The 25,238-nt window shown below is 65.7% G+C and carries 26 protein-coding genes and 1 tRNA gene; 10 read left to right on the top strand and 17 right to left on the bottom strand.

Features of this window, described 5'->3' with window-relative positions:
• The 5 genes from ccoG to ccoN form a co-directional block, all read right to left on the bottom strand.
• Window positions 1-1,434 (bottom strand): cytochrome c oxidase accessory protein CcoG, encoded by a 1,434-nt coding sequence (gene ccoG / locus ACMV5O_RS08650; protein ID WP_416163077.1) that lies wholly within the window; start codon window positions 1,432-1,434, stop codon window positions 1-3.
• 100 nt (window positions 1,435-1,534) lie between these two features.
• Window positions 1,535-2,425 carry a cytochrome-c oxidase, cbb3-type subunit III gene (ccoP, locus tag ACMV5O_RS08645; protein ID WP_324542555.1) on the bottom strand — a complete coding sequence of 297 codons (891 nt, stop codon included), beginning with the start codon at window positions 2,423-2,425 and terminating at the stop codon, window positions 1,535-1,537.
• Window positions 2,418-2,606, bottom strand: coding sequence for a cbb3-type cytochrome c oxidase subunit 3 (locus tag ACMV5O_RS08640; protein WP_324542554.1), 189 nt, complete (start codon window positions 2,604-2,606; stop codon window positions 2,418-2,420). The genes ccoP and ACMV5O_RS08640 overlap by 8 nt, the downstream gene beginning before the upstream one ends.
• A 15-nt stretch (window positions 2,607-2,621) precedes the next feature.
• Window positions 2,622-3,257: a cytochrome-c oxidase, cbb3-type subunit II gene (gene ccoO, locus ACMV5O_RS08635; RefSeq protein ID WP_324542552.1), complete on the bottom strand. Its 636-nt coding sequence runs from the start codon at window positions 3,255-3,257 to the stop codon at window positions 2,622-2,624.
• Between the two features lie 15 nt (window positions 3,258-3,272).
• On the bottom strand, window positions 3,273-4,703 hold the full coding sequence (ccoN, locus tag ACMV5O_RS08630) for a cytochrome-c oxidase, cbb3-type subunit I (RefSeq protein ID WP_416163076.1): 1,431 nt from the start codon (window positions 4,701-4,703) through the stop codon (window positions 3,273-3,275).
• Window positions 4,704-4,884: 181 nt separating this feature from the next.
• Here ccoN and ACMV5O_RS08625 point away from each other — a divergent pair, with 181 nt between their 5' ends.
• On the top strand, window positions 4,885-5,076 hold the full coding sequence (locus tag ACMV5O_RS08625) for a hypothetical protein (protein ID WP_416163075.1): 192 nt from the start codon (window positions 4,885-4,887) through the stop codon (window positions 5,074-5,076).
• A 144-nt stretch (window positions 5,077-5,220) separates the two neighbouring features.
• Here the strand turns inward: ACMV5O_RS08625 and ccoS are convergent, their stop codons facing one another.
• The 4 genes from ccoS to ACMV5O_RS08605 all read right to left on the bottom strand — a co-directional run bounded on the left by ccoS (window position 5,221) and on the right by ACMV5O_RS08605 (window position 9,603).
• Window positions 5,221-5,457 carry a cbb3-type cytochrome oxidase assembly protein CcoS gene (ccoS, locus tag ACMV5O_RS08620; protein ID WP_416163074.1) on the bottom strand — a complete coding sequence of 79 codons (237 nt, stop codon included), beginning with the start codon at window positions 5,455-5,457 and terminating at the stop codon, window positions 5,221-5,223.
• A gap of 20 nt (window positions 5,458-5,477) precedes the next feature.
• Entirely contained in the window at window positions 5,478-7,967 is a 2,490-nt protein-coding gene (locus ACMV5O_RS08615) for a heavy metal translocating P-type ATPase (RefSeq protein ID WP_416163073.1), read from the bottom strand.
• A 146-nt stretch (window positions 7,968-8,113) separates the two neighbouring features.
• A complete protein-coding gene (locus ACMV5O_RS08610; RefSeq protein WP_416163072.1) occupies window positions 8,114-8,881 on the bottom strand; it encodes a 3-hydroxyacyl-CoA dehydrogenase in 768 nt (255 codons plus the stop codon).
• A gap of 179 nt (window positions 8,882-9,060) precedes the next feature.
• Complete coding sequence (locus ACMV5O_RS08605) at window positions 9,061-9,603, bottom strand: glycine cleavage system protein R (protein WP_416163071.1); 543 nt, start codon at window positions 9,601-9,603, stop codon at window positions 9,061-9,063.
• Window positions 9,604-9,791: 188 nt separating this feature from the next.
• Here ACMV5O_RS08605 and ACMV5O_RS08600 point away from each other — a divergent pair, with 188 nt between their 5' ends.
• A complete protein-coding gene (locus ACMV5O_RS08600; protein ID WP_416163070.1) occupies window positions 9,792-10,028 on the top strand; it encodes a hypothetical protein in 237 nt (78 codons plus the stop codon).
• A gap of 72 nt (window positions 10,029-10,100) precedes the next feature.
• On the opposite strand, the gene ACMV5O_RS08595 is transcribed toward ACMV5O_RS08600, so the two are convergent.
• A tRNA-Thr gene (locus tag ACMV5O_RS08595) sits at window positions 10,101-10,176 on the bottom strand.
• A gap of 285 nt (window positions 10,177-10,461) precedes the next feature.
• Here ACMV5O_RS08595 and ACMV5O_RS08590 point away from each other — a divergent pair.
• The 8 genes from ACMV5O_RS08590 to ACMV5O_RS08555 all read left to right on the top strand — a co-directional run bounded on the left by ACMV5O_RS08590 (window position 10,462) and on the right by ACMV5O_RS08555 (window position 18,600).
• Window positions 10,462-11,244, top strand: a complete 783-nt coding sequence (locus tag ACMV5O_RS08590; RefSeq protein WP_416163069.1) for a sulfite exporter TauE/SafE family protein — start codon at window positions 10,462-10,464, stop codon at window positions 11,242-11,244.
• 5 nt (window positions 11,245-11,249) lie between these two features.
• Entirely contained in the window at window positions 11,250-12,224 is a 975-nt protein-coding gene (locus ACMV5O_RS08585) for a DMT family transporter (RefSeq protein WP_416163068.1), read from the top strand.
• Window positions 12,225-12,344: 120 nt separating this feature from the next.
• A complete protein-coding gene (locus ACMV5O_RS08580; protein WP_416163067.1) occupies window positions 12,345-13,286 on the top strand; it encodes a nucleoside recognition family protein in 942 nt (313 codons plus the stop codon).
• Between the two features lie 56 nt (window positions 13,287-13,342).
• The gene (locus ACMV5O_RS08575; RefSeq protein WP_416163066.1) at window positions 13,343-13,717 is read left to right on the top strand and encodes a CidA/LrgA family protein; all 375 of its coding nucleotides are present in this window, start codon (window positions 13,343-13,345) and stop codon (window positions 13,715-13,717) included.
• Complete coding sequence (locus ACMV5O_RS08570; RefSeq protein ID WP_416163065.1) at window positions 13,714-14,448, top strand: LrgB family protein; 735 nt, start codon at window positions 13,714-13,716, stop codon at window positions 14,446-14,448. Before ACMV5O_RS08575 ends, ACMV5O_RS08570 begins: the two co-directional genes overlap by 4 nt.
• Window positions 14,449-14,512: 64 nt before the next feature.
• Window positions 14,513-16,138 carry a hypothetical protein gene (locus tag ACMV5O_RS08565; protein WP_416163064.1) on the top strand — a complete coding sequence of 542 codons (1,626 nt, stop codon included), beginning with the start codon at window positions 14,513-14,515 and terminating at the stop codon, window positions 16,136-16,138.
• Between the two features lie 98 nt (window positions 16,139-16,236).
• Window positions 16,237-18,294 (top strand): elongation factor G, encoded by a 2,058-nt coding sequence (fusA, locus tag ACMV5O_RS08560; RefSeq protein WP_416163063.1) that lies wholly within the window; start codon window positions 16,237-16,239, stop codon window positions 18,292-18,294.
• 45 nt (window positions 18,295-18,339) lie between these two features.
• Window positions 18,340-18,600, top strand: coding sequence for a DUF4212 domain-containing protein (locus ACMV5O_RS08555; protein ID WP_416163062.1), 261 nt, complete (start codon window positions 18,340-18,342; stop codon window positions 18,598-18,600).
• A gap of 50 nt (window positions 18,601-18,650) precedes the next feature.
• Here ACMV5O_RS08555 and ACMV5O_RS08550 read toward each other — a convergent pair whose 3' ends face one another.
• The 7 genes from ACMV5O_RS08550 to soxZ form a co-directional block, all read right to left on the bottom strand.
• Complete coding sequence (locus tag ACMV5O_RS08550; protein ID WP_416163061.1) at window positions 18,651-19,040, bottom strand: hypothetical protein; 390 nt, start codon at window positions 19,038-19,040, stop codon at window positions 18,651-18,653.
• A 151-nt stretch (window positions 19,041-19,191) separates the two neighbouring features.
• Window positions 19,192-20,997, bottom strand: a complete 1,806-nt coding sequence (locus ACMV5O_RS08545) for a sodium:solute symporter family protein (RefSeq protein ID WP_416163060.1) — start codon at window positions 20,995-20,997, stop codon at window positions 19,192-19,194.
• Between the two features lie 12 nt (window positions 20,998-21,009).
• Complete coding sequence (locus ACMV5O_RS08540) at window positions 21,010-21,264, bottom strand: DUF4212 domain-containing protein (RefSeq protein ID WP_324538641.1); 255 nt, start codon at window positions 21,262-21,264, stop codon at window positions 21,010-21,012.
• A gap of 239 nt (window positions 21,265-21,503) precedes the next feature.
• Window positions 21,504-23,228 (bottom strand): thiosulfohydrolase SoxB, encoded by a 1,725-nt coding sequence (gene soxB / locus ACMV5O_RS08535; protein ID WP_416163059.1) that lies wholly within the window; start codon window positions 23,226-23,228, stop codon window positions 21,504-21,506.
• 147 nt (window positions 23,229-23,375) lie between these two features.
• A complete protein-coding gene (gene soxX, locus ACMV5O_RS08530; RefSeq protein ID WP_416163058.1) occupies window positions 23,376-23,972 on the bottom strand; it encodes a sulfur oxidation c-type cytochrome SoxX in 597 nt (198 codons plus the stop codon).
• Window positions 23,973-23,985: 13 nt separating this feature from the next.
• Window positions 23,986-24,783, bottom strand: a complete 798-nt coding sequence (soxA, locus tag ACMV5O_RS08525) for a sulfur oxidation c-type cytochrome SoxA (RefSeq protein ID WP_416163057.1) — start codon at window positions 24,781-24,783, stop codon at window positions 23,986-23,988.
• Window positions 24,784-24,901: 118 nt separating this feature from the next.
• Window positions 24,902-25,213 carry a thiosulfate oxidation carrier complex protein SoxZ gene (gene soxZ, locus ACMV5O_RS08520; protein ID WP_416163056.1) on the bottom strand — a complete coding sequence of 104 codons (312 nt, stop codon included), beginning with the start codon at window positions 25,211-25,213 and terminating at the stop codon, window positions 24,902-24,904.
• Window positions 25,214-25,238 lie beyond the last annotated feature (25 nt).

Here is a 25,238-nt window from a genome sequence, read left to right as displayed (position 1 = left end):
TCATCTTGGAATCAGGAAAGTGGTCTCTTCCTTCACCGATAGCGAGGAATCGTCCTCGGCCGTCACCTCGAAGGAAATAAGATTGGAACCCGGGCTGCCCGAATCATAGGGCACAAGCACCTGCAGGGTCACGGCCTGGGTGGAGGCGGCCGGCACGTCCACCCGTTCGGCGCCACCGATCTTCACCCCCGGCAAGCCGCTCACCGCGAGCCGGAAGGCGCGCGGCGCCTCGGTCATGTTCATCACCTGAAGCTGGTAGACGTTCTCGATCAGGCCACCCTCGATCTCGCGCCCGAGCGAGGACCGGTCGCGAATGATATCCACGCGCAGCGGATCACGTGCAGCCAGCCCCCACACGAAGGCGATCGAGACGGCCACCAGGATGGCGCCATAGATCAGAGTGCGGGGGCGCAGGACGTGAAGCAGGATCTCCTTGCCGCCCCAGTGCTTCTTGAGCGCGTTCTCGGTCGAGTAGCGGATCAGCCCGCGCGGGTAGTTCATCTTGTCCATGACATCGTCGCAGGCGTCGATGCAGGCCGCACAGCCGATGCACTCGTATTGCAGGCCATTCCGGATGTCGATGCCGGTGGGACACACCTGGACGCAGATGCCGCAATCGATGCAGTCGCCCTTGCCGACGCTGCGTGGGTCGATGTTCTTCCTGCGCGCCCCGCGCGGCTCACCCCGCTCTTCGTCATAGGTGATGACGAGGGTATCGGGGTCGAACATCACCGCCTGGAAGCGGGCGTACGGACACATGTACTTGCACACCTGCTCGCGCAGCACACCGGCGAACAGGAAGGTAAAGCCGGCGTAGAACAGGATCCAGAAGGTTTCCCAGGGGCCGAAGCCGACGGTACGGAACGAGTGCAGCAGTTCGTCGAGCGGCGAGAAATAGGCCACGAAGGTGAAGCCGGTCCACAGGGCCACCACCGCCCAGGCGAAGAACTTTGCGCCACGCTTGAGCGCCTTCTCGCCACTCATGGGTGCCTGGTCGAGCTTCTGTCGCTTGACGTGATCGCCCTCGATCTTCTGCTCGATCCACATGAAGATTTCGGTGTAGACCGTCTGCGGGCAGGCGTAGCCGCACCACAGGCGTCCGGCCACGGCAGTGAAGAAGAACAGCGCGTAGGCGGAGATGATCAGCAGGATGGCAAGGAAAAACACGTCCTGCGGCCAGAAAACCCAACCGAAGATGTAGAACTTGCGCTCGGTCAGGTGGAACAGCACCGCCTGGCGATCGTTCCAGCTCAGCCAGGGCAGGCCGTAGAAGATCAGCTGGGTGATCCAGACCAGCAGCCAGCGCCAGTTGGCAAACAGCCCGCTGACGGCACGAACGTAGAGCTTCTTGCGCGCAGCGTAGAGCGTGTCGTGCTCGGGGACGGGGGATTTCGCTTTGGCCGACTTCTGCGGCTCAGGGGATGCGGTGCTCATGGCCTCATGTACCAATGAATGCTTTTTTTGTTCTTGTTATGTCAAAACCCCGGGGGACCCCCGCCCCCCGGGATGAAACTGCTTGCAGCAGGTGATGCGCTTACTTCTTGCTCAGACTCAGCACGTAGGCGGTCAGGATGTGAACCTTGTCCTCGCCAAGGAACTCGCCGAAGGCGGGCATCTTGTTGTTGCGGCCAAGGGTGATCGTCTCGCTGATCACCGCCTCGGACGACCCGTACAACCAGGCATTGTCCGTCAGGTTGGGCGCACCCAGCATCGGATTGCCCTTCGCATCGGCGCCGTGGCAGGCCACACAGTTGGTGGCGAAGGCGTCCTTGCCGCGCTGGGCACGCAGCGAGTCGTGCGCCAGGCCGTTGAGCGAACGCACGTAGTTGGCGACGTCCTTCACACCTTCCGCACCGAGCGCCGGACCGAACGGAGGCATCACGCCATTGCGACCGTTGGTGATGGTCTCGCGGATGTTCTCGGGTGCGCCACCCCACAGCCAGGAGTTGTCGGTCAAGTTCGGGAAGCTCTTCGCGCCCTGCGCCGCGGAGCCATGGCACTGTGCGCAGTAGGTCAGGAACATGCGCTGCCCCATCGCATTCGCTTCGGGGTCGGCAGCCACGGCCATCACGTCCATGTCGCGGTACTTGGCAAAGACCGGGCCGAAGCGCTCGTCGGCAGCCCGCATCTCGGCGTCGTACTGCGCCCACTGGCCGCGATGCTGGTTCACATTGCCGAAGCCCGGATAGATCGCCAGATACACGATGGCGAAGAAGATGGTGATCCAGAAAAGGTACATCCACCAGCGCGGCAGCGGGTTGTTGTACTCGGCGAGCGTCTCGTCCCACACGTGACCGTGCAGTTCGACCGGGCCCTTCTCGCGCTTGGTCATGTTCGACACCAGCACGAACACACAGAACAGGATGGAGAGGGTCACCAAGACCATCACATACATGTTCCAGAAACCGCTGATAAAGTCAGCCATTTGCTTTTCCCTCTTGGTCTTGCCGCCCCCCCGGGGCCGGCAGGTCGTCATCGCTCAGGGGCAGACGCGCCGCCTCGTCAAACCCGGCCTTGGCGTGCTTGCTGTACGCCCAGGCACAGATGCCGAGGAAGCACAGGAAGCCAAGGACCGTGATCAGGCTTCTGAAATCATTGATATCCACGGCGCGTCCCTGCCCTTACCTGAAGTTCGAAATCGCGGTACCCAGCCCCTGCAGGTAGGCCACGATGGCGTCGAGCTCGGTCTTGCCCTCGAGCGCGGCGGGTGCAGCGGCGATTTCCTCGTCGCTGTACTTGTGCAAGCCGACCTTGTTGAGCGCACGCATCTTCGCCTGGATGTCGTCCGCCTTGACCGGACGGTCCAGCCACGGGAAAGCAGGCATGTTGGACTCTGGCACGACATCGCGCGGATTGAGCAGGTGGACGCGCTGCCACTCGTCGGAATAACGCCCACCAACACGCGCAAGGTCAGGACCCGTGCGCTTGGAGCCCCACTGGAAGGGGTGATCGTAGATGTACTCACCCGCCACCGAGTAGTGGCCATAGCGCTCGGTCTCGGCGCGGAAGGGACGGATCATCTGCGAATGACAGTTGTAGCAGCCTTCCCGCACGTAGATGTCGCGGCCGACCAGACGCACCGGATCGTAAGGCTTGACGTCGAGCGCATTGCCCTTGTGGTCGATCGCCGTGGTGGTCGAGTGCTGGAAGAACAGCGGCACGATCTCCACCAGACCGCCCACGCTGACGGTGAGCAGCGTGAGGACGATCATCAGGAATACGTTGCGTTCGACTTTTTCGTGTTTCGATTGAGCCATGTTGTTGTTCTCCGATCAGGCGTGGGCGGCCGCAGGCGCGAGCACCGGGGCGTCATAGGCCTTCTGGCCGGCAATGGTCTTCACCATGTTGTAGAACATGATGAACATGCCGGTCAGGAACAGCGCGCCGCCGATGAAGCGGATGGTCCAGAACGGGTAGCTGGCCTTGACGCTCTCGACAAAGGAGTAGGTCAGGGTGCCGTCAGGGTTGGTGGCACGCCACATCAGCCCCTGCATCACGCCGGAGATCCACATCGAGGCGATGTAGAGCACGATGCCGATGGTGGCGATCCAGAAGTGCGCGTTGATCAGCTTGACGCTGTACATCTCGGACCTGCCATACAGACGCGGCAGCAGGAAGTAGACCGCGCCGATCGAGATCATGGCCACCCAGCCCAGCGCACCCGAGTGCACGTGACCGACCGTCCAGTCGGTGTAGTGCGACAGCGCGTTGACCGTCTTGATCGACATCATCGGGCCTTCGAAGGTCGACATGCCGTAGAAGGACAGCGAGGTGATCAGGAACTTCAGGATCGGGTCGGTGCGCAGCTTGTGCCAGGCGCCGGAGAGCGTCATCACGCCGTTGATCATGCCCCCCCAGGACGGTGCCAGCAGGATGAGCGAGAACACCATGCCGACCGACTGCGTCCAGTCAGGCAGTGCGGTGTAGTGCAGGTGGTGCGGACCCGCCCACATGTAAGTGAAGATCAGCGCCCAGAAGTGGACCACCGACAGGCGGTAGGAATAGACCGGACGGTCGGCCTGCTTGGGCACGAAGTAGTACATCATGCCGAGGAAGCCGGCGGTGAGGAAGAAGCCCACCGCGTTGTGCCCGTACCACCACTGGATCATCGCGTCCTGCACGCCGGCATAGGCGGAGTAGGACTTCATGCTGAACAGCGACACCGGCACGGCGGCACTATTGACGATGTGCAGCAACGCGACGGTGAGGATAAAGCCGCCGAAGAACCAGTTGGCGACGTAGATGTGAGAGATCTTGCGTTTCGCGATCGTGCCGAAGAAGACCACCGCGTAGGACACCCAGACGATGGCGATCAGGATGTCGATCGGCCATTCGAGTTCGGCATATTCCTTGGAACTCGTGTATCCAAGCGGCAGCGTAATGGCCGCGAGGACGATGACGAGCTGCCACCCCCAGAAGGTGAAGGCGGCCAGGCGCGGCGCGAACAAGGTGGTATGACAGGTGCGCTGGACAACGTAGTAGGACGTTGCAAACAGCGCGCAGCCACCGAACGCGAAAATCACCGCGTTGGTATGCAGCGGACGGAGCCTGCCGAAATGCAGGAATTCGTGAACGTTCAGTTCGGGCCACACGAGCTGCGCTGCGGCGATGACACCGACCAGCATGCCCACGATGCCCCACACCACCGTCATGATGGAGAACTGACGCACGACTTTATAGTTATAAGTCGCTTGCGATTGCATGTGAGTCACCTCTTGGTTTTGAAAGCTTTTTGTGCGCGACACAAACCCGCTGCAGCGCATGTCATCAAGACGGGGCGAGAATACGCGCTGGCCCGGAGCTCTATTTGACACAGATCAACATTGTATTGCAGCGACGGGACCCACGGAAGCGAAAATTAGAAGATGTACACACAAGCGCAAGATGTCCACACAAGCGCAACAAGGCCGCGAGACGACGCTCGGCGAGAACCGCAAAAGCGGCTGGAACGCGCGCAAGCGCCTTTTTCGGAGGAGATCGCAGACCGATCAAGCGGGACGGAAATACGCAGTTCGGGAGGCGGCACGAGGAAATGCGTATGGCATTATTCCGGGCAAAAAAAAGGGTGCGCCTTGACGCACCCCCAACCCCAACAGAGAGACAAAAAACTGGAAACCCATCAGCCACCCAAGCCGATTGATCACCACGCCTGCATTCTGCCCGTCGCGAAAAAAACGGGGTTGACCTAGGTCAACTGATCATTAAATGGCGGTAGAAAGTTCACTCCTTCGAGCCCCCGCGCGCCTGCTCAGCAGCTGAACTCGAGCACCCCTGAGCGGTCGGCTCCGCGTCTGACGCCTTCGCGGATGGCAACTCGTCGCGATCATCCATCAGAAGCCGGTAGGCGGGTCCTTCCATGTCGTCGTACTGGCCACTGCGCAGCGACCACCAGAAGATCAGCCCGATCACGAATACCAGAAAGACCGAGATCGGAATCAGCAGATAGAGACTTTCCATCGCAGGCCTCGTCCTCCGGCTCAGGGCGCCTTCGGCACGCGTTGCAGGCGCATCGCATTGAGCACGACCAGCAGCGAACTCGCCGCCATGCCAATGCCCGCCATCCAAGGCGTGACCAGGCCGGCCATCGCCAGCGGTACCGACGTGAAGTTGTAGGTGAACGACCACCACAGATTCTGGCGGATGATGCGCAGGGTCTTGCGCGACAGGTCGATACCGCGCCCCAGACTGGCGAGATTCTCGTTCAGCAGCACGATGTCGGCCTGGTTGCGGGCGAGGTCGGTACCGCCCCCCATCGCCACCGAGACATGCGCCTGCGCCAGCACCGGCGCATCATTGACGCCATCCCCGACCATCGCCACGACCGCCTGTGCATCCTGCTGCATGCCGACGATGGCCTGCTGCTTGCCCTGCGGCGTCATGCCGGCGCGGGCGTCGTCGATGCCAAGCCCGCTGGCGACGGGGGCGACGACCGCAGCGTTGTCACCCGACAACACGCTCATGCGCGCACGCTCGGCGGCCAGCCTGCGCGTGAGCACGCCCGCTTCCTCGCGCACCACGTCGGCCAGCCGGAACAGGCCGAGCCAGCCGGCGCGCCTGGCGAGCGCGATGACCGTTCCCCCGCGCGCGGCAAACGCATCGAGCAGGGCAGGCAGTGGCTGCCCGATCTGCGCGGCAACGTAGTCCGGCCGTCCGATCCAGACTTCCTCGCCATCGACCCGCGCGCGCATCCCCTGCCCGGTCTCGGCCTGGACGTCGCTCACGAGCGGGAGGCAAAGCCCGTCGGCCGCCTCGCGCAAGGCACTCGCCACCGGATGCTCAGAACCCTGCTCGATGGCTGCCGCGAGTTCGCGCAGCCCGCGCTCATCGAGCGGGCCGAGCGCCTGCAGCTCCTCGACCTTCATGTGACCGTGGGTCAGCGTTCCGGTCTTGTCGAAGACGAAGTGGTTGGCCTTGGCCAGGGTCTCGATCGCATGTCCGCGCGTGACCAGCACGCCCATGCGCGCGAGCGCGTCGGTCGCCACGGTGAGCGCAGTCGGCGTCGCCAGCGACAGCGCGCACGGGCAGGCCACCACCAGCACCGAGACGAAGACCCACAAGGCGCGCTCGGAATCGATGAAATACCAGGCAACGCCGGTGAGGCTGGCCAGCACCAGCAGGGTGACGATGAAATAGGCGGCGACACGGTCGGACTGGGTCGCAATGCGCGGCTTCTCGCTCGCCGCGCGCTCCATCAGCCGGCGAATCGCCGCCAGGCGCGTCGCATCGCCAATCTGCTCCACACGCAGCAGCAGCGGCGACGACACGTTGATGCTGCCACCGGTCAGGCGCGCGCCGACCGCCTTCGGCACCGGCAGGCTCTCGCCGGTGAGCAGGGATTCATTGACCTCGCCTACCCCCTCGACGACCAGCCCGTCGGCCGGCACAACCTCGCCCGGACGCACCCGCACGATGTCGCCGGGCGCGAGTTGCGAGGTCGGGATACGCTCGCCGCCGGCCTGCTGCGGCCAGCCGGCGAGGCGCTCGGCAAAGGACGGCAGCGCCTTGCCCAGTTCCTCGACGCCGCGCACGGCCTTCTGGCGCGCCAGCATCTCCAGGTAGCGCCCGCCGAGCAGGAAGAACACGAACATCGTCACCGAGTCGTAATAGACCTCGGGGCCATCGGTCAGCGTGGCCCACAGGCTGGCGAGAAAGGCGCTGCCGACGCCGATGGCGACCGGCACATCCATGCCCAGCCGGCGCAGGCGCACATCGCGCCAGGCTCGCTGGAAGAAGGGCGCCGCCGAATACAGCACCACCGGCAGCGTCAGCAGCAGGCTTGCCCAGCGCAGCAGCAGCTCGATGTCCCAGCTCATGTCGCCCTCGCCCGCCACGTACACGGGGAAGGCGTACATCATCACCTGCATCATGCCGAAGCCGGCGACGAACACCCGCCACAGCATCGAGCGCCGCTCCTTGTTGGCGATCTGCTCGGAGCGCTCGGCGTCGTAGGGGTAGGCGCGATAGCCGATGGCCTGGATCGCGGCGAGGATGTCCGACAGCTTGATGCGCGCTTCGTCCCAGCGCACGCGGGCGCGGCGGGTGGCGTAGTTGATCTCGATCGCCGACACGCCGGGCAGGCGCGCGACGTGGTTCTCGTTCAACCACACGCAGGCCGCGCAGGTGATGCCCTCGAGGATCAGCGCGGCCTCGCGCTCATGCTCGCCGACCTCGCGGACGAAGCTCTTCTGGAAGTCGGGGTGATCGAAGAGCCCAAGCTCCTGCAGCTCGACCGGCATCGCCTCGCGCCTCGACTCGGGCATCGCGTCGCGGTGGCGGTAGTAATCAACCAGGCCATTGTCGACGATGGACTGGGCCACCGCCTCGCAACCGACGCAGCACATGCGCCGCACTCGTCCGTCGACACGCACGTAGTGCTGGGTCTCGGGCGGAATCGGCAAGCCGCAGTGATAGCAATCGACATCAGTGGCGACCTGAGCGGCCGCGGCGGGCAGTTCTGCAGAAGTCATCAGCGCGATACGAAGCCGCCCCGGGCGGCCGAACCGTCCGAGGCGGGCAGGAATGAAGCCGCATTTTTAACACAATCCGCCCACTCGGGCCATTGCGGTGCAGCATCACCCAGGGCAGACCGGCAACCTCTGCCCGTCCCGGCACATCATTTGGCGGCCATGCGAATGGCGCCGTCGAGGCGAATCACCTCGCCATTGAGGTAGCTGTTCTCGACGATGTGGCGCACAAGGGCCGCGAACTCGGCGGGCCGACCCAGGCGCGACGGAAAGGGCACCATCTTGCCGAGTGCGTCCTGCACGTCCTGCGGCATCCCCATCAGCATTGGCGTCTCCATGATGCCCGGCGCGATCGCCATCACCCGAATGCCGAAGCGGGCCAGCTCGCGCGCCACCGGCAGCGTCAGCCCCACCACGCCCGCCTTCGAGGAGGCGTAGCCCGCCTGCCCGATCTGGCCATCGAAGGCGGCGACCGAGGCGGTGTTGATGATCACGCCGCGCTCGCCACCGGCGTCGGGCGCGGCCTTGCTCATGACGTCGGCCGCAAGCCGCAGCATGTTGAAGGTGCCGATCAGGTTGATGCTCACCGTGCGTGCGAAACTCTCGAGCCGATGCGCGCCCTCGCGCCCCACCACCTTCTCGGCAGGCGCCACGCCAGCGCAGCTGACGAGTCCGTTGAGGGCACCGAAACGGCTCACCGCCGCGTCGATCGCAGCCTTGCCACTGTCGGCGTCGGTGACATCGGTCTTCACGAACTGCGCGGCTGCGCCCAGTTCGGCAGCCAGCGCCTCGCCCGCTTCACTATTGACGTCGGCAAGCACGACCCGCCCGCCGCCCTCGACCAGCATGCGCGCCGTCGCTGCGCCCAGCCCCGAACCGCCACCCGTCACCACGAAGACGCCATTCTCGATCTGCATCGACCCTCTCCCTTTCGAATTCATGTCTGTCGTCACGCCGGCCGGCGCCCCTCACGGACGCCGCCGCGCACCAGCGCGAAACATAGTTGTCGTTAACGTAAACGTCAACTCAAGCGGAACCACAGGGCGCCCTCCTCGGAGGCGCCCACTGGGCTTGCGACGGGCTCCCGCCCGCCCGCTCAGGCAGCGATCACCGCGGGGCCCTGCACATCGGCGAAATCAAGGTCGACCATGAGTTCGTTGGCGAGCGCCTCGAGATCGGCACGCACCCTCGCCAGATCGGTCGTGGCCGCCACCGCAAGCTCGGCGCGGGCACGGAACAGCGGCTCGCCACTCATCGACGCGCTCTCGCACTCGGTATCGAGCGCCTCGATGCTGACGCCATGGCGGGCGAGCACGGCGGAGATGTCGCGCACGATCCCCGGCCGATCATGGCCGACCAATTCGAGCGCGACCCGACGCGCCGCGACCGGCGCCGCGGCCGCACCGCGGGCCACCGCAAGGCGCAGACCTTCGCGTTCGAGCGCAAGCAATGCAGTTTCGAGCTGTTCCAGCCTGGCGGCATCGATCTCGAGCCGCACCACCCCGGCAAACTGCCCGGCCAGATGCGCCATGCGGCTCTCCATCCAGTTCGCACCATGCTGGCTGGCACACATGGAGACCGCGTTCACCAGGCCTGGACGGTCCGGTCCGATGAGCGTGAGGATCAGGGATGTGTTCATGCAGGACTCCGTTCGGTTCGCGAGGGACTGGGCCGGTGGCAACGTCAACGAAGACGGGATCTGCGCTACATCAACGCATCGTGGCCACGGCTTGAGATAATTATGGTTGCAAATCAGGCAAAACACACAAGCCCCGAATTGGGGAGGCTGTCGCCGACAAGACGATGCGCCAGAAGGAGACGATCTAGATGAACACCCCGCGCTTTCATACCCGCAAGGCTGATGGATTGTTCCAGCCCATTCCGTTCCTGTTCGTGACCGAACGCATGTGCGCAGAGATCCTCGCCGAACGCCAGGCACTCCTCGATGCGCTCCCCGAGGACGCCCGCAAGCGCCAGCAGGCGCTTTTCGCGCGCTACGATCCCGGCGTCAGCGCCGAGGCCTTCAGTGGTCTGCTGGACCTCTTCCACGGCAAGGCGGCCTGACCGGCGACGCAGCGCGGCATTGAAAAGCACAAAGGCCAGTCCGCGGGGACTGGCCTTTGTGCTTGAATCGACTGGTGCCGGCAAGAGGAGTCGAACCCCCGACCTTCGCATTACGAATGCGCTGCTCTACCAACTGAGCTATGCCGGCTGAGGGCGCGGATCATACAACAGCACTCCGACCGCAGCAACCACCGAAACGTGCGAACGCCGCGCCTGGCGATCGAATACAAAAAACTTTTGCGCACATCTTCAGTTTGTATGGAGAGTCGACTACACTGCGCGCCAATTCAGGGCGGAGGAGACAGGCCCGAATCAGAACGCGGCGCCGCGGGACATCTGATCCCGCGGCAGCACGCGCGAATCCGGGATCCCCGCTTCCAGCGCGGCGACGAACTCGCCGCCGCTTCATCCCTGCTCTGCACGCCCTCCCTCCATGTTCGGCCTGGACCTCTTCGAGATCGCCCTCATTGGCATCGCCGCCTTTGCCGCTGGCGCGATGAACTCGGTGGCGGGAGGCGGAACCTTCTTTTCGTTTCCAGCCCTGCTCGCCATTGGCGTGCCACCCGTGATGGCGAACGCGAGCAACTCGGTGTCGCTGTGGCCGGGCAGCCTGGCGGGCGCCTGGGCCTTCCGGCGCGAGCTCAAGCGCTTCGCGCGCGTCCTGCCGATGCTGTCGGCCGTGGCCTTCGTTGGCGGCAGCTGCGGTGGCCTGCTGCTGCTGGCGACCTCCAACGCCGCCTTCACCAGGCTGATCCCGTGGCTGCTGCTGGTGGCGACGCTGCTGTTCGCATTCAGCGCACAGATCTCGACCCTGGTGAAGAAGTGGAAACCCGCTCCGGCCGGCACCGACGAACGCCATATCGGGCCCGGGGGCTACCTCTTCCAGCTCGTGGTCTCGATCTACGGCGGCTTCTTCGGCGCCGGCATGGGCATCCTGATGATCGCCGCGCTCGCCATCCAGGGCTTCAAGGACGTGCATGAGATCAATGCGCTCAAGAACTGGTTGTCGGCGGTCATCTACAGCGTCGCCGTCGCCACCTTCGTGATCGCCAACGCCGTGTCGTGGCCGCACACCGTGATCATGATCATCGCCGCCACCATCGGCGGCTACTGGGGCGCGGCGATGGCGCGCAGGCTGCCGGCGGTGTGGCTGCGACGCTTCATCATCGCCGTCGGCGGACTGCTCACCCTGTACTACTTCGGCAAGACGCTCTGACCGGGATGCTGGCCGGCCTCTCCGCCGCGCTCGGCGCCGGCCTGCTGTGGGGGCTGGTGTTCCTGACCCCACTGGTGCTCGACGACTATCCCGGATTCATGCTGGCGGTGGGCCGCTACCTGGCCTTCGGCGTGCTCGCGCTCGGGCTGGCGTGGTTCGACCGCAAGGCGCTGATGCAGCTCGCGCGCGCCGACTGGGTGGAAGCGGCCAAGCTCGCGCTGATCGGCAACCTCCTCTATTACGCCACTCTGGCAAGCGCCATTCAGCTTGCCGGCGCGCCCGTGCCCACGCTGATCATCGGCACGCTGCCGGTCGTGATCGCCATCAGCGCCAACCTGCTCGACCGCCGCCGGGGCACGGGCGAGGACACGGTGGCCTGGCGGCGCCTGATCGCATCGCTGGTGCTGATTCTGGCCGGGCTCCTCGCCGTGCATGGCGACAGCGGGGACGGCCTGTCCGCAGGCGGCAACGACTACCTGCTCGGGCTCGCCCTTGCCGTGCTCGCCCTGGCCTGCTGGACCTGGTATCCGATCCGCAACAGCCGCTGGCTGCGCGCGCGCAGCCCCGGCCTGGCGCGGGCGTGGGCGACGGCGCAGGGCCTGGCCACCCTCCCGGTCGCCATCCTGGCGGGCCTCGGCTATTGGGCCTGGGACCTGTTCGGCGACGCTTCGGCGGCGCCCTTCGACTGGCCGCTCGGTCCGCAGCCGCAGCGATTCGTGCTGATGTGCCTGCTGCTCGGCCTGGCCGCCTCGTGGCTCGGAACCCTGCTGTGGAACAAGGCCAGCCAGTCCCTGCCGGCCGCCCTCGTCGGCCAGTTGATCGTGTTCGAGACCCTTGCCGCCCTGCTCTACGCCTTCATCTGGTACCAGCGCTGGCCCAGCCTCGCCGAGGCCGCAGGCATCGCGCTCCTGGTGGCGGGGGTGATCGGCGGCGTGCGCGTCTTCAGCCCGGCAGGCGACACACGCGTTTCAACGCACTAGGCGGCTTCGCCGCGGGAGTCGTCGCCGTGATCCGCGCCCCGGACATCGACCGACCTTGCCCGAGCGGGTATGATTCGGCGCTTGTTTATTGCGCCGCACCATTCACCCTCCCCTCCCGCAATGGACCAGCTCACCCAGATCATCCTCCAGGCGGGCCGCTCGGCAGTCGAGCTGTCGCTGTTCGTGCTTCTTCCGATCATGGTGGTCATGCTGTCGCTGATGCGCCTGCTCGAGGCCCGCGGCGCCATCGACTGGGCGGTCGCGCGCCTGGCGCCGCTGCTGCGCCCTGCCGGGCTTACCGGGCTGGGCGTGTTCGCCGCCTTGCAGATCAACTTTGTCAGCTTCGCCGCCCCGGTCGCCACGCTGGCCATGATGGAAGGCCGTGGCGCCTCCGACCGCCACCTGGCCGCCACCCTGGCGATGGTGATGGCAATGGCGCAGGCCAATGTCACCTTTCCGATGGCCGCCATGGGCCTGGCCTTCGGCCCGGCGCTGCTGCTGTCCTTCGTCGGCGGCCTGGCAGCCGCGGCCGCCACCTACCATCTGTTCGGGCGCCGGCTGTCGAGCACCGAAGGCACGCTCGACGAGAGCCTGCGCCACCCGGTGGCCGAGGACGCGAAGGGCGTGCTCGACGTGATCAACCGCGCCGGCGCCGAAGCCTTCAAGATCTCGATCGGCGCCATCCCGATGCTGGTGCTCGCCCTGGTGGCGGTGATGGCGCTGCGCGCCTCGGGTGCGATCGACGCGCTGACCGGCCTGCTGTCGCCGCTGCTCGCCCTGCTCGACATCGACCCCGCGCTGATCCTGCTCACCCTGACCAAGTACATTGCCGGCGGCACGGCGATGATGGGCGTGATGGACGAGATGCTCAAGAGCGGCGCGACGACGGTGGCCACGCTGAACAACAGCGCCGGCTTCCTGATTCACCCCCTCGACGTCGCCGGCGTCGCGGTCCTGATCTCGGCCGGTCGCCGTGTTGCTACAGTGTGGAAGGCCGCCGCCCTCGGCGCGGCGGTCGGCATCGCGATCCGCACGACCGGCCACGCCCTGCTGGCAGCCTGAGCCAGCGGCCGCGCCTTGCGCTGCGGCAGTACGAACCTGCACGGGAGACCTTTCACATGATTGCCGCACTCACCCTCCTGCTCGTCTTCCAGCTCGCCGGCGAGGTGATCACCCGCGCCCTCGACCTGCCCATCCCCGGCCCGGTGCTGGGCATGGGCCTGTTCTTCCTGTTCCTGATGCTGCGCGGCGGACCGAGCGAGGACCTGCGCAAGACCGCCGGCGGCCTGCTGCAGCACCTGTCGCTGCTGTTCATCCCGGCCGGTACCGGCATCGTGCTGTATGGCGAGCTCATCGCCGCCGAATGGCTGCCGATCGTGGCGGCGCTGGTCGGCAGCACGGCCCTCGCCATCGTCGTCACCGCGCTGGTGCTGAATGCCCTGGTCAAGCGTCGGCGTGCCGGCGCCGACAGCGAAGGAGGTGTCCGGCCATGAGCCCGCGCCTGACCGAACTCTGGGTCTACCTGTCGACCTCGCCCCTGCTCGGCCTCACGCTGACCCTGTTGGCCTACCAGGCGGCGTTCTGGCTCTACAAGCGGGCCGGCTTCCACCCGCTCGCCAACCCGGTGATGCTGGCAGTGGCGATGGTGGCGAGCGTACTGGCACTGAGCGAGATGGACTATCGCACCTACTTCGACGGCGCCCAGTTCGTGCATTTCCTGCTCGGCCCGGCCACGGTGGCGCTGGCGATTCCGCTGCACGCGCAGTGGCCGCGGCTGAAGGCGATGGCCGGCCCGCTGCTGATCGCGCTGCTGGTCGGCTCCTTCACCGCCGCTCTCTCCGCCTATGCCATCGGCGCGCTGCTCGGCGCCAGCCAGGCCTCGCTGATGTCGCTCGCGCCCAAGAGCGTGACGATGCCAATCGCGATGGCGGTGGCCGAGCCACTGGGCGGACTGCCCGCGCTGGCGGCCGCCATGGTGATGGTGACGGGCGTACTGGGCGCCGTCGGCGGGCGCTACCTGTTCCGCTGGCTGCACATCGGCGACCACGCGGTGCGCGGCTTCGCCATCGGCCTCGCCTCGCATGGCATCGGCACCGCGCGCGCCTTCCAGGTCAGCGAGCAGGCCGGCGCCTTCGCGGCCCTGGCGATGGGGCTGAACGGACTGCTCACGGCACTGTCCCTGCCATGGATCCTGCCCTGGGTGGAGCGGCTGTTCGCGCGCTGAGCGCCGCGGCTGCGTGCACGCTGGCCCAGGACTTGCCCCACAACCCGACCGAGAGGCCTGCCGCGTGCTGAGCGCCGTTTCCCGCTGGATCGACCGCAACATCCTCGAACTCGGCCGCGAGATGCGGCTGTCCTACCTGCCGCCGCTGATGGTGTATTGCGCCGCCGGCATTTCGGGCCTCACCGGCATCGTCGGCACCTTCTTCGTCAAGGACTACCTCGGCCTGTCGGCGGCCTTCCTCGCCGCCCTCGGCTTCTGGGCCGGCATTCCGTGGGCGCTGAAAATGCCGATCGGGCATCTGGTCGACCTGCTGTGGCGCTACAAGGCGGGACTGGTCTATCTCGGTGCAAGCCTGATCGCGGCCAGCCTGCTGATCATGATCGGCCTCATCGGCAAGCCCGACGCGATGCGCGCGCTGATGCCGGCAGAGGCCTGGTTCGTGCTGTCGGTGCTGCTGGCGCCGGTCGGCTATGTCATGCAGGACGCCGTCGCCGACGCAATGACGGTCGAGGCCGTGCCGCAGCTTGACGACGCCGGCCGCCCCCACGAGGAGGCCACGCTGCGCCTGATGCATACCACGATGCAGACGCTCGGGCGGGTGGCGATCATCGGCGGCAGCGTGCTCGTCTCGCTCGCCAACGTCGTGATGTTCCAGGGCGCCGAGGCCCAGCCCGAAGCCGACAAGGTGGCGATCTACCTGCGCATCTACGAGCTGGCCCTGCTCATCCCGCTGCTGTCGGTCAGCGGCGTGCTGCTTGCGCGCTGGCTCAAGCGCCGCGAGGCGAGGCGCCTCGCTGGCCTGGGCCACGATTCGAGCGCGATCGACCGCATGCTGCACGAGCCGCAGGAGCGCACCGCGCCGAACTGGTGGATCCTCGGTGGCAGCGCGGTGTTCGTCGCCCTCACGCTGAGCGTCGGCCTGTCGGGCATGCCCTATGGCCAGGAGGTGATCTTCGTCGGCTCCTTCACCGTCATCGCGGTCATGATGGGTCGCCTGCTGCGCGAGCTCTCGCCCAGCGCCCGCAACACCTTGCTCGGCACCGCCATCATCATCTTCGTGTTCCGCGCCATTCCCACGCCCGGAGCGGGCTCGACCTGGTGGATGATCGACGAGCTCGGCTTCGACCAGTCCTTCCTCGCCAAACTTTCGCTGATCGCCAGCAGTCTCACCCTGCTCGGTTTGTTCCTGTTCCGGCGTTTCATGGCCGAGAAGTCGATCGTGCACATCGTCGTCTTCCTCACGCTGGCCACCACCCTGCTGTCGCTGCCCATCCTCGGGATGTACCACGGCCTGCACGAATGGACCGCGGCAGTGACCGGCGGCATGGTCGACGCGCGCTTCATCGCCATCATCGACACCGCGCTCGAGTCCCCGCTGGGCCAGGTCTCGATGGTGCCGATGCTGGCCTGGATCGCCAACTCCGCGCCGGCCCACCTCAAGGCCACCTTCTTCGCGGTGATGAGCTCCTTTGCCAATCTCGCGCTGTCGGCCTCGCAGCTCGGTACCAAGTACATGAACCAGATCTACACGGTGACGCGCGAGGTGCGCGATGCGGTGAGCGGCGTGGTCAGCGTGCCGGCCGACTACAGCGAACTCGGCCTGCTGCTGCTGACGGTGACCCTGCTCGGCCTGCTGCTGCCACTGGCGGCGATCGGCCTCACCCGGCTGGCCGGCCTGCGCAGCGCGTGAGCGTGAGCGGGCAAGCCGGCGCGGGTTGACCTGGCGCATTGCCTTCCGCCGTCGGCAGGCGGACACTTGAGCCCATTCAACCCTGAGGGAGGCAGAACATGACACCCAGCTCGGTACACGACATCCGCAACCTTGCCCTGCTCGGCCATGCCGGCAGCGGCAAGACCTCGCTGGTCGAGGCCCTGCTCGCCGCCGCGGGCGAAATCGGCGCTGCCGGCAGCGTCGAGCGGGGCGATACGGTGTCGGACTTCGACCCGCAGGAAAAGGCGATGGGTCACTCGCTGCATGCCGCGCTCGTCCACCTCGAAGCCGCCGGACACTGGATCAACCTGCTCGACACCCCGGGCCTGCCCGACCTCGCCGGGCGCGCCCTGCTCACCCTGCCCGCGGTGGACACCGCGGCGGTCGTCATCAACGCCGCCGCCGGCATCGAGAGCGGCACCCGCCGCATGATGACGGCCGCGAAGGGCAAGTGCCGGATGCTCGTGGTCAACAAGATCGACGCCGCCGGCGCCGACTTTCCGGCGCTGATGGACAGCATCACCACCACCTTCGGCCGCGAATGCCTGCCGATCAACCTGCCTTCGCCCGACGGCAGCCGCGTCGTGGACTGCTTCTTCAGCCCCGACACCAGTGCCAGCACCGCCTTCTCCAGCGTCGGCGCTGCCCACGACACGATCGTCGACCAGATCGTCGAGCTCGACGAGGCGTTGATGGCGCAATACCTCGAACAAGGCGAATCGCTCGACCCGGAGCAGCTTCACGCCCCCTTCGAGCAGGCGCTGCGCGAAGGGCACCTGATTCCGGTTTGCTTCGTCTCGGCGCGCAGTGGTGCCGGTGTGCGCGAGTTGCTCGACATCCTCGGCAAGCTTGCGCCCGACCCGACCGAAGGCAACCCGCCGGCCTTTTTGAAGGGTGAAGGCAGCGCCGCCGAGCCGGTCGCGGTCGCGCTCGACCCCGAGCGCCATGCCGTCGCCCATGTGTTCCAGATTGCCAACGACCCCTATCGCGGCAAGCTGGGCCTGTTCCGCATCCACCAGGGGGAGATCACCCCCAGTTCGCAGCTCTTCATCGGTGACGGCCGCAAGCCCTTCAAGGTCGCCCACCTGTTGCGCATGCAGGGCCGCAATGCGGTGGAGACCACGCGCGCCGTGCCGGGTGATCTGTGCGCCGTCGCGCGCGTCGATGAGATCCAGCGCGACGCCGTGCTGCACGACTCACATGACGAGGACTACTACCATCTCGTTCCCACCGCCTATCCGCAGCCGGTGTTCGGGCTTGCGCTGATGACGCGCAAACCGGCCGACGAACAGAAGCTGTCCGAGGCGCTCGCAAGGCTCATCGAAGAAGACCCCTGCCTCGAGGTGAGCTTCGACCCCCGCCACCGGCGCACGGTGGTACGCGGCCTCGGCGAGCAGCACCTGAAGATCGTGCTCGAGGAGCTGGCCACGCGCTGGAGTCTGCAGCTCGACACCGCCGCGCCCAGCATCCCCTACCGCGAGACGATCTCGGTGGTTGCCGAGGCACGTTACCGGCACAAGAAGCAGAGCGGCGGCGCCGGTCAGTTCGGCGAGGTCGCGTTGCGCGTCGAACCGCTGCCGCGCGGTGCGGGCATCGAGCTCGCCGACGAGGTCAAGGGCGGGACGATCCCGACCAACTACATGCCGGCGGTGGAAAAAGGCGTGCGCCAGGCGCTGGCCGAAGGCGCACTCGCCGGCTTCCCGATCCAGGACATCCGCGTCGTCGTCACCGATGGCAAGCATCACGCGGTTGACTCGAACGAGGTGTCCTTCATCACCGCCGGGCGCCACGCCCTGATCGAGGCCGTGCTCGCGGCCCGGCCGCTGGTGCTCGAACCCCTGCTCGATGTCCAGGTGAAGGTGGCCGACGCGCTGTTTGGCGAAGTCAGTGCCGAGCTTGCGGGACGCCGCGGCCGCCTTACCGCGACCGACAGCCCGGCGCCTGGATGGACGCTGATCTCGGCTCGCGTGCCGATGGCGGGGCTGGAGGGCTTCGAGAGCCGGCTGAAGGCCATCTGCGCCGGTGAGAGCGAATTCGTGCTCGAGGCCGGCGGCCACGAGCCCGCGCCGCAGGACGTACAATCCGATCTCGCCCGCGAGTACGCCAGCGGCACCAACGGCAACGGCGCACACTGATCGCCTGCCCGGCCCGGCGTCGCGACGCCGGGCCGCCAACGACCGATGAAGCTCACCGAACACCACCGCGCCTACTGGCGCATCAACCTCCTGCTGACCCTGCTGCTGCTGCTGATCTGGTTCGGCGTGACCTTCGTCGCTGGCTATTTTGCCAACGAGCTCAACGGCGTCCAGTTTCTCGGCTTTCCCCTCGGCTTCTACATCTTTGCCCAGGGCGCGCTCATCGCCTACCTGGTCATCATTGGCGTGTACGTCATGGTGATGAACCGCCTCGATCGCCGCTACCGCGTGAAGCAGCGCCACTGAGCAGCGCGTTCGCGCCACCTGCCACGCGCACGCTCAGACCTGCTGCCCACTCACTTGCCCGATGAGGACGCCGACTCGTCGGGCGCTTTCTTCTTGCGCCCCCAGGCGATGGGGTGCGCATGTCTGCTGAGCATGAAATCGAGCAGGAACTTGCTCCAGATCGTCACGCCCGCGGTCGAGCTCCAGGTCTCGTAATCGAGCTGGTGGACCAGCACGCCGTAGATCACGGCGACGATGATGATGCCGCAGATGAAGTTGATGACCGCGGTGAAGGGGGCGAACTTCGCCGGGTTGGGCGGCGGCATGCCGCCCTTGAGCGCGACTTCGGAAAAGTCGCGCTTGAAGACGATGCGATACGCCCGCCTCAGCCAGAAGAAGGCGATCGGAAACAAGGCCAGAAAAAGAATCAGGGTCAAAACAACGCTTACGTCCAGAACCATTCACTGCTCCAGTCACGACGGGCGGCGCGACAGCCGCAGCCCGCAAGGTGCCACAAAAGAAAGAACCCCGCCATTCAATACGGTGGCGGGGTTCTCGGGAGCAGCCTTCCTTCGCGGGGAGGGCCGGCTGCTCCATTACTGCGCCTGCAGCTTAGTGCGCGCCGTCGACCGCCTTGGCGCCACGCGGGATACGCACTTCTTCGACCAGGTGCTGGATGTGCTCCGGCGGCTCCTTGGTGACCTTATCCACCGCGAAGGCGATGACGAAGTTCACCAGCGCACCGATCGCGCCGAAGGCTTCCGGCGTGATGCCGAAGAAGCTGTTCGGGCCGCCGATCAGATCGACGAACTCGGTGCCCTTGATGAAGAAGATGCCCTTGTGAGCGAACACGTAGAACAGCGTGACGAACAGGCCAGCCAGCATGCCGGCGATGGCGCCTTCCTTGTTCATCTTCTTGGAGAAGATGCCCATCATGATCGCCGGGAACAGCGAGGACGCCGCGATACCGAAGGCCAGGGCCACGGTACCGGCCGCAAAGCCCGGCGGGTTCAGACCAAGCCAGCCGGCGAGGACGATGGCACCCGCCATCGCGATCTTGCCAACCATCAGCTCGTTCTTGTCCGTCATGTTGGGCGCGAACACGTTCTTCACCAGGTCATGCGACACCGCCGACGAGATCGCCAGCAGCAGACCCGCTGCCGTCGACAGCGCCGCCGCCACACCGCCCGCCGCAACCAGCGCGATCACCCAGTTGGGCAGCAGCGCGATTTCGGGGTTGGCCATCACCAGGATGTCGGCATTGACCGTCAGCTCGCTGCCCTTCCAGCCCGCCTGCTCGGCCTTGGCGACAACGTCGGCGTTGGCGGTCTTGTCGTTGTAGTACTGGATGCGACCGTCGCCGTTCTTGTCCTCCCACTTCAGCAGGCCGGTCTTTTCCCAGCGGGCCATCCAGTCCGGACGCTCGTCGTACTTGAGGCTGGACTCTTCCGCGTACAGGTCGCCATTGGAAGCGATCGCGCTGTTCACCGTGGCATGCAGGTTGTACTTGGCCATCGCGGCAACAGCCGGCGCGGTGGTGTACAGGATGGCGATGAAGACCAGCGCCCAGCCGGCGGAGTAGCGCGCATCAGCCACCTTCGGCACGGTGAAGAAGCGGATGATGACGTGCGGCAGGCCCGCGGTACCGATCATCAGCGACACGGTGTAGACGAACATGTTGAGCTTGCTGCCCGGCACCGAGGTGGTGTACTCGGCGAAGCCCAGATCGGTGACGACCTGGTTCAGGCGATCGAGCAGGGACACGTCCGTGCCGACCAGGGTCGAGCCGAGGCCGAGCTGGGGCAGGAAGTTGCCGGTGAGGTTGAGGGAGATGAACACCGCCGGGATGGTGTAGGCCGAGATCAGCACGATGTACTGCGCCACCTGGGTGTAGGTGATGCCCTTCATGCCGCCGAACACCGCGTAGGCGAACACGATCGCCATGCCGAGGTAGATACCGGTCTCGTTGGTCACGCCGAGGAAGCGCGAGAAGGCCACGCCCACACCGGTCATCTGGCCGATCACGTAGGTGATCGAGGCGGTCAGCAGGCAGATCACCGCCACCGTACTGGCCGACTTCGAGTAGAAGCGGTCGCCGATGAACTGCGGCACGGTGAACTTGCCGAACTTGCGCAGGTAGGGCGCCAGCCACATGGCCAGGATGACGTAACCGCCGGTCCAGCCCATCAGGAACAGGCCGCCACCGTAACCCATGTTGGCGATCAGGCCGGCCATGGAGATGAAGGAGGCCGCCGACATCCAGTCAGCCGCGGTTGCCATGCCATTGGTGACCGGGTGCACGCCACCGCCGGCGACGTAGAAGTCGCTGGTGCTGCCTGCGCGCGCCCAGATCGCGATCCCGATGTAGAGGGCGAAGGAGGCGCCCACCACCAGGTAAGTCAGAGTTTGAAGATCCATATGTCCCCCTGTTTATTCTTCGTGAACGTCGAACTTGCGGTCGATCTCACCCATCTTCTTCGCATAGAAGAAGATCAGCGCGATGAACACGTAGATCGAGCCCTGATGTGCGAACCAGAAGCCCAGCGGATAACCGCCGAGATGGATCGAGTTGAGCGCGTCGGCAAAGATGATGCCGGCACCAAACGAGACCAGAAACCATACGATCATGATCTTGGTCAGGAGGCTTAGCGTGGCTTTCCAGTAGCCTGCTGCATTGTTTTCCATAACGTCTCCTCGTCAGAAGTGAAACTCCCGCGCCACATGTCTCCGGCCGCAGCACGGCCCGATCCAAGCAACTGCGGAGGCATTATAGAAACATCAGTCTTACTTATCGCTTACAACACCTTACAGGGCTGCAATCAGGCGCCCATGGACCCGACAGCACCGCGAGCGCAGCAACGACAAGGCCCGCGCCCACTCTGTTCGAAGTGGCCGCGGGCCTGATCCACGACGAGCTGCCAGGCTCAGATCGCGACGCCGGGATTGCCGTCCATGCCCTTCAGGCTGGGCAGGTTCAGGGCACGCTGACTGACGACCTTCTGGCCGCGCAGGTAGTTGGCGACCACGTCCCAGATCGCTGGCCCGGAATCCTTCGCCTCCTCCGACACCGGCGCCCAGCCGGCCACCTTGTAGGTCTTGTTGGCCTCGATCGGCTTGCCCTTCAGCATCATGTTGTCGATGCGCCTGCCCATCGCCGCGTTGGGGTCGCAGGTGTATTGCAGGCCGCCCACGCGCACCATGTCGCCGCCCTGCTGGTAGTAGGGGTCGGGGTTGAACAGGTTGTCGGCGACGTCCTCGAGGATGGTCTTGATCATCTCGCCGCTCATCTCGGTGAGCGTGGTCCACGGGTAGGTGATCGCGGTCTGGTCGAGCAGGTGCTCCATGGTGATGGTGTCGCCCGGCAGCAGCGAGGTGCCCCAGCGGAAGCCGGGCGAGAAGGCGATCTCGGCGTCCTTGTCGGCGATCAGCGCATCGACGATGAGCTGGTCCCACGAGCCGTTGAAATTGCCACGGCGATACAGCAGGCCCTCGGTGACGGCGAGCTTCTCGGTGAGCTTGTCGAGGAAGGGCGCGCGCGTCCTGTCGATGAAGGCGGCCATCTCGGGATCGGCCGGCAGCAGGTTGGAGAACACCGGCAGCAGCTTGTAGCGGAAGTCGGCGACCTTGCCGTCGCGCACGTCGAAGTCCATCACGCCGAGGAACTTGCCGTTGGAGCCGGCGTTGGTCACCAGGGTCTTGCCGCCGGCGTTCTCCACGATGGTGGGCGCAGGCATGCCGTCGTGAGTGTGGCCGCCGAAGATGGCATCGATGCCGGTGACGCGGCTGGCCATCTTGAGGTCCACGTCCATGCCGTTGTGCGACAGCACCACCACCACCTGTGCGCCCTCGCCGCGCGCGGCGTCCACCGCCTGCTGCATGTCCTCGTCACGGATGCCGAAGCTCCAGTCCGGGGTCTGCCAGCGCGGGTTGGCGATCGGGGTGTAGGGGAAGGCCTGGCCGACGATGGCCACCGGCACGCCGTTGATGTTCTTGATGACGTAGGGCTTGAAGACCGGGTCCTCGAAGTCGGTGGTCTTCACGTTCTGGGCGACGATGTCGATCTGGCCGGCGAAGTCCTTCTCCTCGATCTCCTTGACGCGCTCGGCGCCGTAGGTCGATTCCCAGTGCAGCGTCATGACGTCCACGCCGAGCAGCTTGCAGGCGTCGACCATGTCCTGGGCGTTGGTCCACAGCGCGGTGCCCGAGCCCTGCCAGGTGTCGCCGCCGTCGAGCAGCAGCGCACCGGGGCGGCTCGCCTTCATCTTCTTGACCAGCGTCGCCAGGTGGGCGAAGCCGCCGACCTTGCCGTAGGTCTTCGCCGCCTCGACGAAGTCGAGATAGGTGAAGGCGTGGGCCTCGATGCTGCCCGGCTTGATGCCGAAGTGCCTGAGGAAGCCCTCGCCGACGATGTGCGGCGCGTTGCCGCGCATGCTGCCGACGCCGAGGTTGACGTTGGGCTCGCGGAAGTGGATCGGCAGCAGCTGCGCATGACAGTCGGTCATGTGCAGCAGGCTGACGTTGCCGAAGGGCGGCAGGTCATAGAGCGCTTCGGCGGCCTTCTCGGCGCGCGCGAAGTTCGACTGCAGGCTCATGCCACCGGCCGCCGCGACGGCGAGCAACTGCATGAATTCACGACGATTCATCGACATGGGAAACCTTTCGAATGGGAAGACGATGGCCGGCGGAAACGCGCAATGCGCCGGCGCGAGACAAAAACAGGGCCCGGGGCCGAGGCCGCGGGCCCTGTCACAAGGCGCCGGATGATCGGTGCCGCTTGCTCGGCACCGAGGCGCGGCTTACTGGTTGACCGGCGATTGCGGATCGAACAGGTAGGCCATCACGTGCCGGATCTGCTCTTCGGTGAGGATGCCCCCGAAGCCGTTGCGCGGCATGTTGCTGCACGCGTTATAGGCCTTGGCGTTCCACAGCTTGCCCCAGGTGTACTTGACGATCTCGTCCGAGTTGCCGCGAATCTTGGCGTAACCGACCAGACTCGGTCCGATGGTGCCGGCAGAGACTTCCTTCGGGTCCATGGCGTGGCAGTTGTAGCACCCGCCGCCGTTGTTGTCCGGCGTCTTGTCGGTCCAGGTCAGGCCGCGACCACTGATCGCGATCTTGGCACCCTCCTTCCAGTCACCCCCGGTGTAATTGCCATCGGCCGGCCACTTGATGGTAGCCATCTCGGCCGCCTCGAGACGCTTCATGGTTGCGGCATCGGGCTGGTCCGGGCTTGAGCAGGCCTTCTGCACCTCGTCGCGCACCTGACGATCGAGGCTCGCGATGCCGTTGGCCTTGAAGGACTTCAGCATCATCTCCTCGGCCCGGGTTTCGAGGTCGGCGGCAAAGGCCACCGAGGCGCACAGCGCCAGCGGCGCAATGAACAGTTTCTTCATGTCATCCGCTCCCTTAACGCTTGACGCCAGGCCACACGGCTTCGCCGCCGCTGCCCTTGCCCGCCATGAACACCGACAGCGCGATCGTCACGTCCGAACCGAACACCGGCTCGGCCGTGCGCTGCTGGCGGAAGCAATCCCACAGGCGATGCTGCATCGTCCAGAACTGCGAGTTCGACACCCGATAGGCGGGCCACGAGCCCCAGCCCGCGGCCGCACCCTCGGCCTTGGTGATGTTGGGCAGATGGGTGGCGCGAATGCGCTTGCCATCCTCGCCGTGGCAGGACGCACAGGAGAAGTCCATCGCGCCGGTGCGGTAGAAGAAGGCCTTCTCGCCGAGCTCGTACATTTCCTTGACCTTCGGGTGCGACACATCGACCGCGATCGGCTTGCCTTTCGAGTGCGTCACCACGTAGGCAACGAGGGCCGCGACCTTGCCACGCTCACCCTGCAGGAAGCGGCCGGTGACGATCTCGGCCGAGGGAATCCCCTGCAGCGTCTCCATGCAAGTGACCAGGCGTGACTCGAGATCCTGCACCTTGCCCGTGTCCTCGAAATAGCGCGGCAGCTGGGCCGCCGCCCCTTCCACGACACCCGGCCCGAGGCCGAGGTCGCACTGCTCGAGGGTGGCATTTTTCGGTCCGCGCGCGGTGCGCCACAGCTCCTCGCCTTCCATTTCATAGAGTTCGGCCGGATTGCCGTCGGCCAGCATCTCGCGGTAGGCGTCGAAGTTGAGCTCGTCGTCCGCCTTCGCCGGCGCGGCCAGCACGAGGCTTGCCGTGATCGCTGCCGCCAGTAATTGTTTTCTCATCGTCTCTCCTCCAGGGGGTTTGGCCCTCACGCCCTGCACCCACCAGCACCGCAGGGCTGGTGGGTGCAGGGCTCATTGCTGCGTTTCGCCCACTCGTCAGCCGCGGGCGAAACCGCGATCAGGCGACCTGAACCTCGTCGCTACGCGTCTCGCCCTTGTTGTCGACCCAGGTCACGCTGAGCTTGTCGCCCTTGGCGCCACCATTGAACTTGAACGCCAGGTAGGGGTTGGTCGACACCGAGGGGCCGAACTCGGCGGCGAGCACGACCTTGTCGTTGTGCTTGGCGGTCAGTTCGGTGATGAAATGGGCCGGAATCGCGGCACCGGACGAATCCTTGCGCTGGCCGGTCTCCATGACATGGGACATCAGCACGCGGACCTCGGTGACGCCATCCTTGGCGGCGGCGCGAATACGCATCGGGCTTGCCATAGTGTTTCTCTCCTTGATTGATATG

It is taken from the genome of Thauera sp. WH-1 (assembly GCF_047806685.1).
Taxonomy (GTDB): Bacteria; Pseudomonadota; Gammaproteobacteria; order Burkholderiales; family Rhodocyclaceae; genus Thauera.
Note: the sequence above shows the minus strand (reverse complement) of the source record. Positions and strands in the feature narration are given on the sequence as shown.

What these genes read in the sequence shown, in the direction of transcription:
- ccoG (WP_416163077.1), bottom strand. Translation starts at nt 1,434, where the DNA reads ATGAGCACCGCATCCCCTGAGCCGCAGAAGTCGGCCAAAGCGAAATCC.
- ccoP (WP_324542555.1), bottom strand. Translation starts at nt 2,425, where the DNA reads ATGGCTGACTTTATCAGCGGTTTCTGGAACATGTATGTGATGGTCTTG.
- ccoO (WP_324542552.1), bottom strand. Translation starts at nt 3,257, where the DNA reads ATGGCTCAATCGAAACACGAAAAAGTCGAACGCAACGTATTCCTGATG.
- ccoN (WP_416163076.1), bottom strand. Translation starts at nt 4,703, where the DNA reads ATGCAATCGCAAGCGACTTATAACTATAAAGTCGTGCGTCAGTTCTCC.
- ACMV5O_RS08625 (WP_416163075.1), top strand. Translation starts at nt 4,885, where the DNA reads ATGTCCACACAAGCGCAACAAGGCCGCGAGACGACGCTCGGCGAGAAC.
- ccoS (WP_416163074.1), bottom strand. Translation starts at nt 5,457, where the DNA reads ATGGAAAGTCTCTATCTGCTGATTCCGATCTCGGTCTTTCTGGTATTC.
- ACMV5O_RS08615 (WP_416163073.1), bottom strand. Translation starts at nt 7,967, where the DNA reads ATGACTTCTGCAGAACTGCCCGCCGCGGCCGCTCAGGTCGCCACTGAT.
- ACMV5O_RS08610 (WP_416163072.1), bottom strand. Translation starts at nt 8,881, where the DNA reads ATGCAGATCGAGAATGGCGTCTTCGTGGTGACGGGTGGCGGTTCGGGG.
- ACMV5O_RS08605 (WP_416163071.1), bottom strand. Translation starts at nt 9,603, where the DNA reads ATGAACACATCCCTGATCCTCACGCTCATCGGACCGGACCGTCCAGGC.
- ACMV5O_RS08600 (WP_416163070.1), top strand. Translation starts at nt 9,792, where the DNA reads ATGAACACCCCGCGCTTTCATACCCGCAAGGCTGATGGATTGTTCCAG.
- ACMV5O_RS08590 (WP_416163069.1), top strand. Translation starts at nt 10,462, where the DNA reads ATGTTCGGCCTGGACCTCTTCGAGATCGCCCTCATTGGCATCGCCGCC.
- ACMV5O_RS08585 (WP_416163068.1), top strand. Translation starts at nt 11,250, where the DNA reads ATGCTGGCCGGCCTCTCCGCCGCGCTCGGCGCCGGCCTGCTGTGGGGG.
- ACMV5O_RS08580 (WP_416163067.1), top strand. Translation starts at nt 12,345, where the DNA reads ATGGACCAGCTCACCCAGATCATCCTCCAGGCGGGCCGCTCGGCAGTC.
- ACMV5O_RS08575 (WP_416163066.1), top strand. Translation starts at nt 13,343, where the DNA reads ATGATTGCCGCACTCACCCTCCTGCTCGTCTTCCAGCTCGCCGGCGAG.
- ACMV5O_RS08570 (WP_416163065.1), top strand. Translation starts at nt 13,714, where the DNA reads ATGAGCCCGCGCCTGACCGAACTCTGGGTCTACCTGTCGACCTCGCCC.
- fusA (WP_416163063.1), top strand. Translation starts at nt 16,237, where the DNA reads ATGACACCCAGCTCGGTACACGACATCCGCAACCTTGCCCTGCTCGGC.
- ACMV5O_RS08555 (WP_416163062.1), top strand. Translation starts at nt 18,340, where the DNA reads ATGAAGCTCACCGAACACCACCGCGCCTACTGGCGCATCAACCTCCTG.
- ACMV5O_RS08550 (WP_416163061.1), bottom strand. Translation starts at nt 19,040, where the DNA reads ATGGTTCTGGACGTAAGCGTTGTTTTGACCCTGATTCTTTTTCTGGCC.
- ACMV5O_RS08545 (WP_416163060.1), bottom strand. Translation starts at nt 20,997, where the DNA reads ATGGATCTTCAAACTCTGACTTACCTGGTGGTGGGCGCCTCCTTCGCC.
- ACMV5O_RS08540 (WP_324538641.1), bottom strand. Translation starts at nt 21,264, where the DNA reads ATGGAAAACAATGCAGCAGGCTACTGGAAAGCCACGCTAAGCCTCCTG.
- soxB (WP_416163059.1), bottom strand. Translation starts at nt 23,228, where the DNA reads ATGTCGATGAATCGTCGTGAATTCATGCAGTTGCTCGCCGTCGCGGCG.
- soxX (WP_416163058.1), bottom strand. Translation starts at nt 23,972, where the DNA reads ATGAAGAAACTGTTCATTGCGCCGCTGGCGCTGTGCGCCTCGGTGGCC.
- soxA (WP_416163057.1), bottom strand. Translation starts at nt 24,783, where the DNA reads ATGAGAAAACAATTACTGGCGGCAGCGATCACGGCAAGCCTCGTGCTG.
- soxZ (WP_416163056.1), bottom strand. Translation starts at nt 25,213, where the DNA reads ATGGCAAGCCCGATGCGTATTCGCGCCGCCGCCAAGGATGGCGTCACC.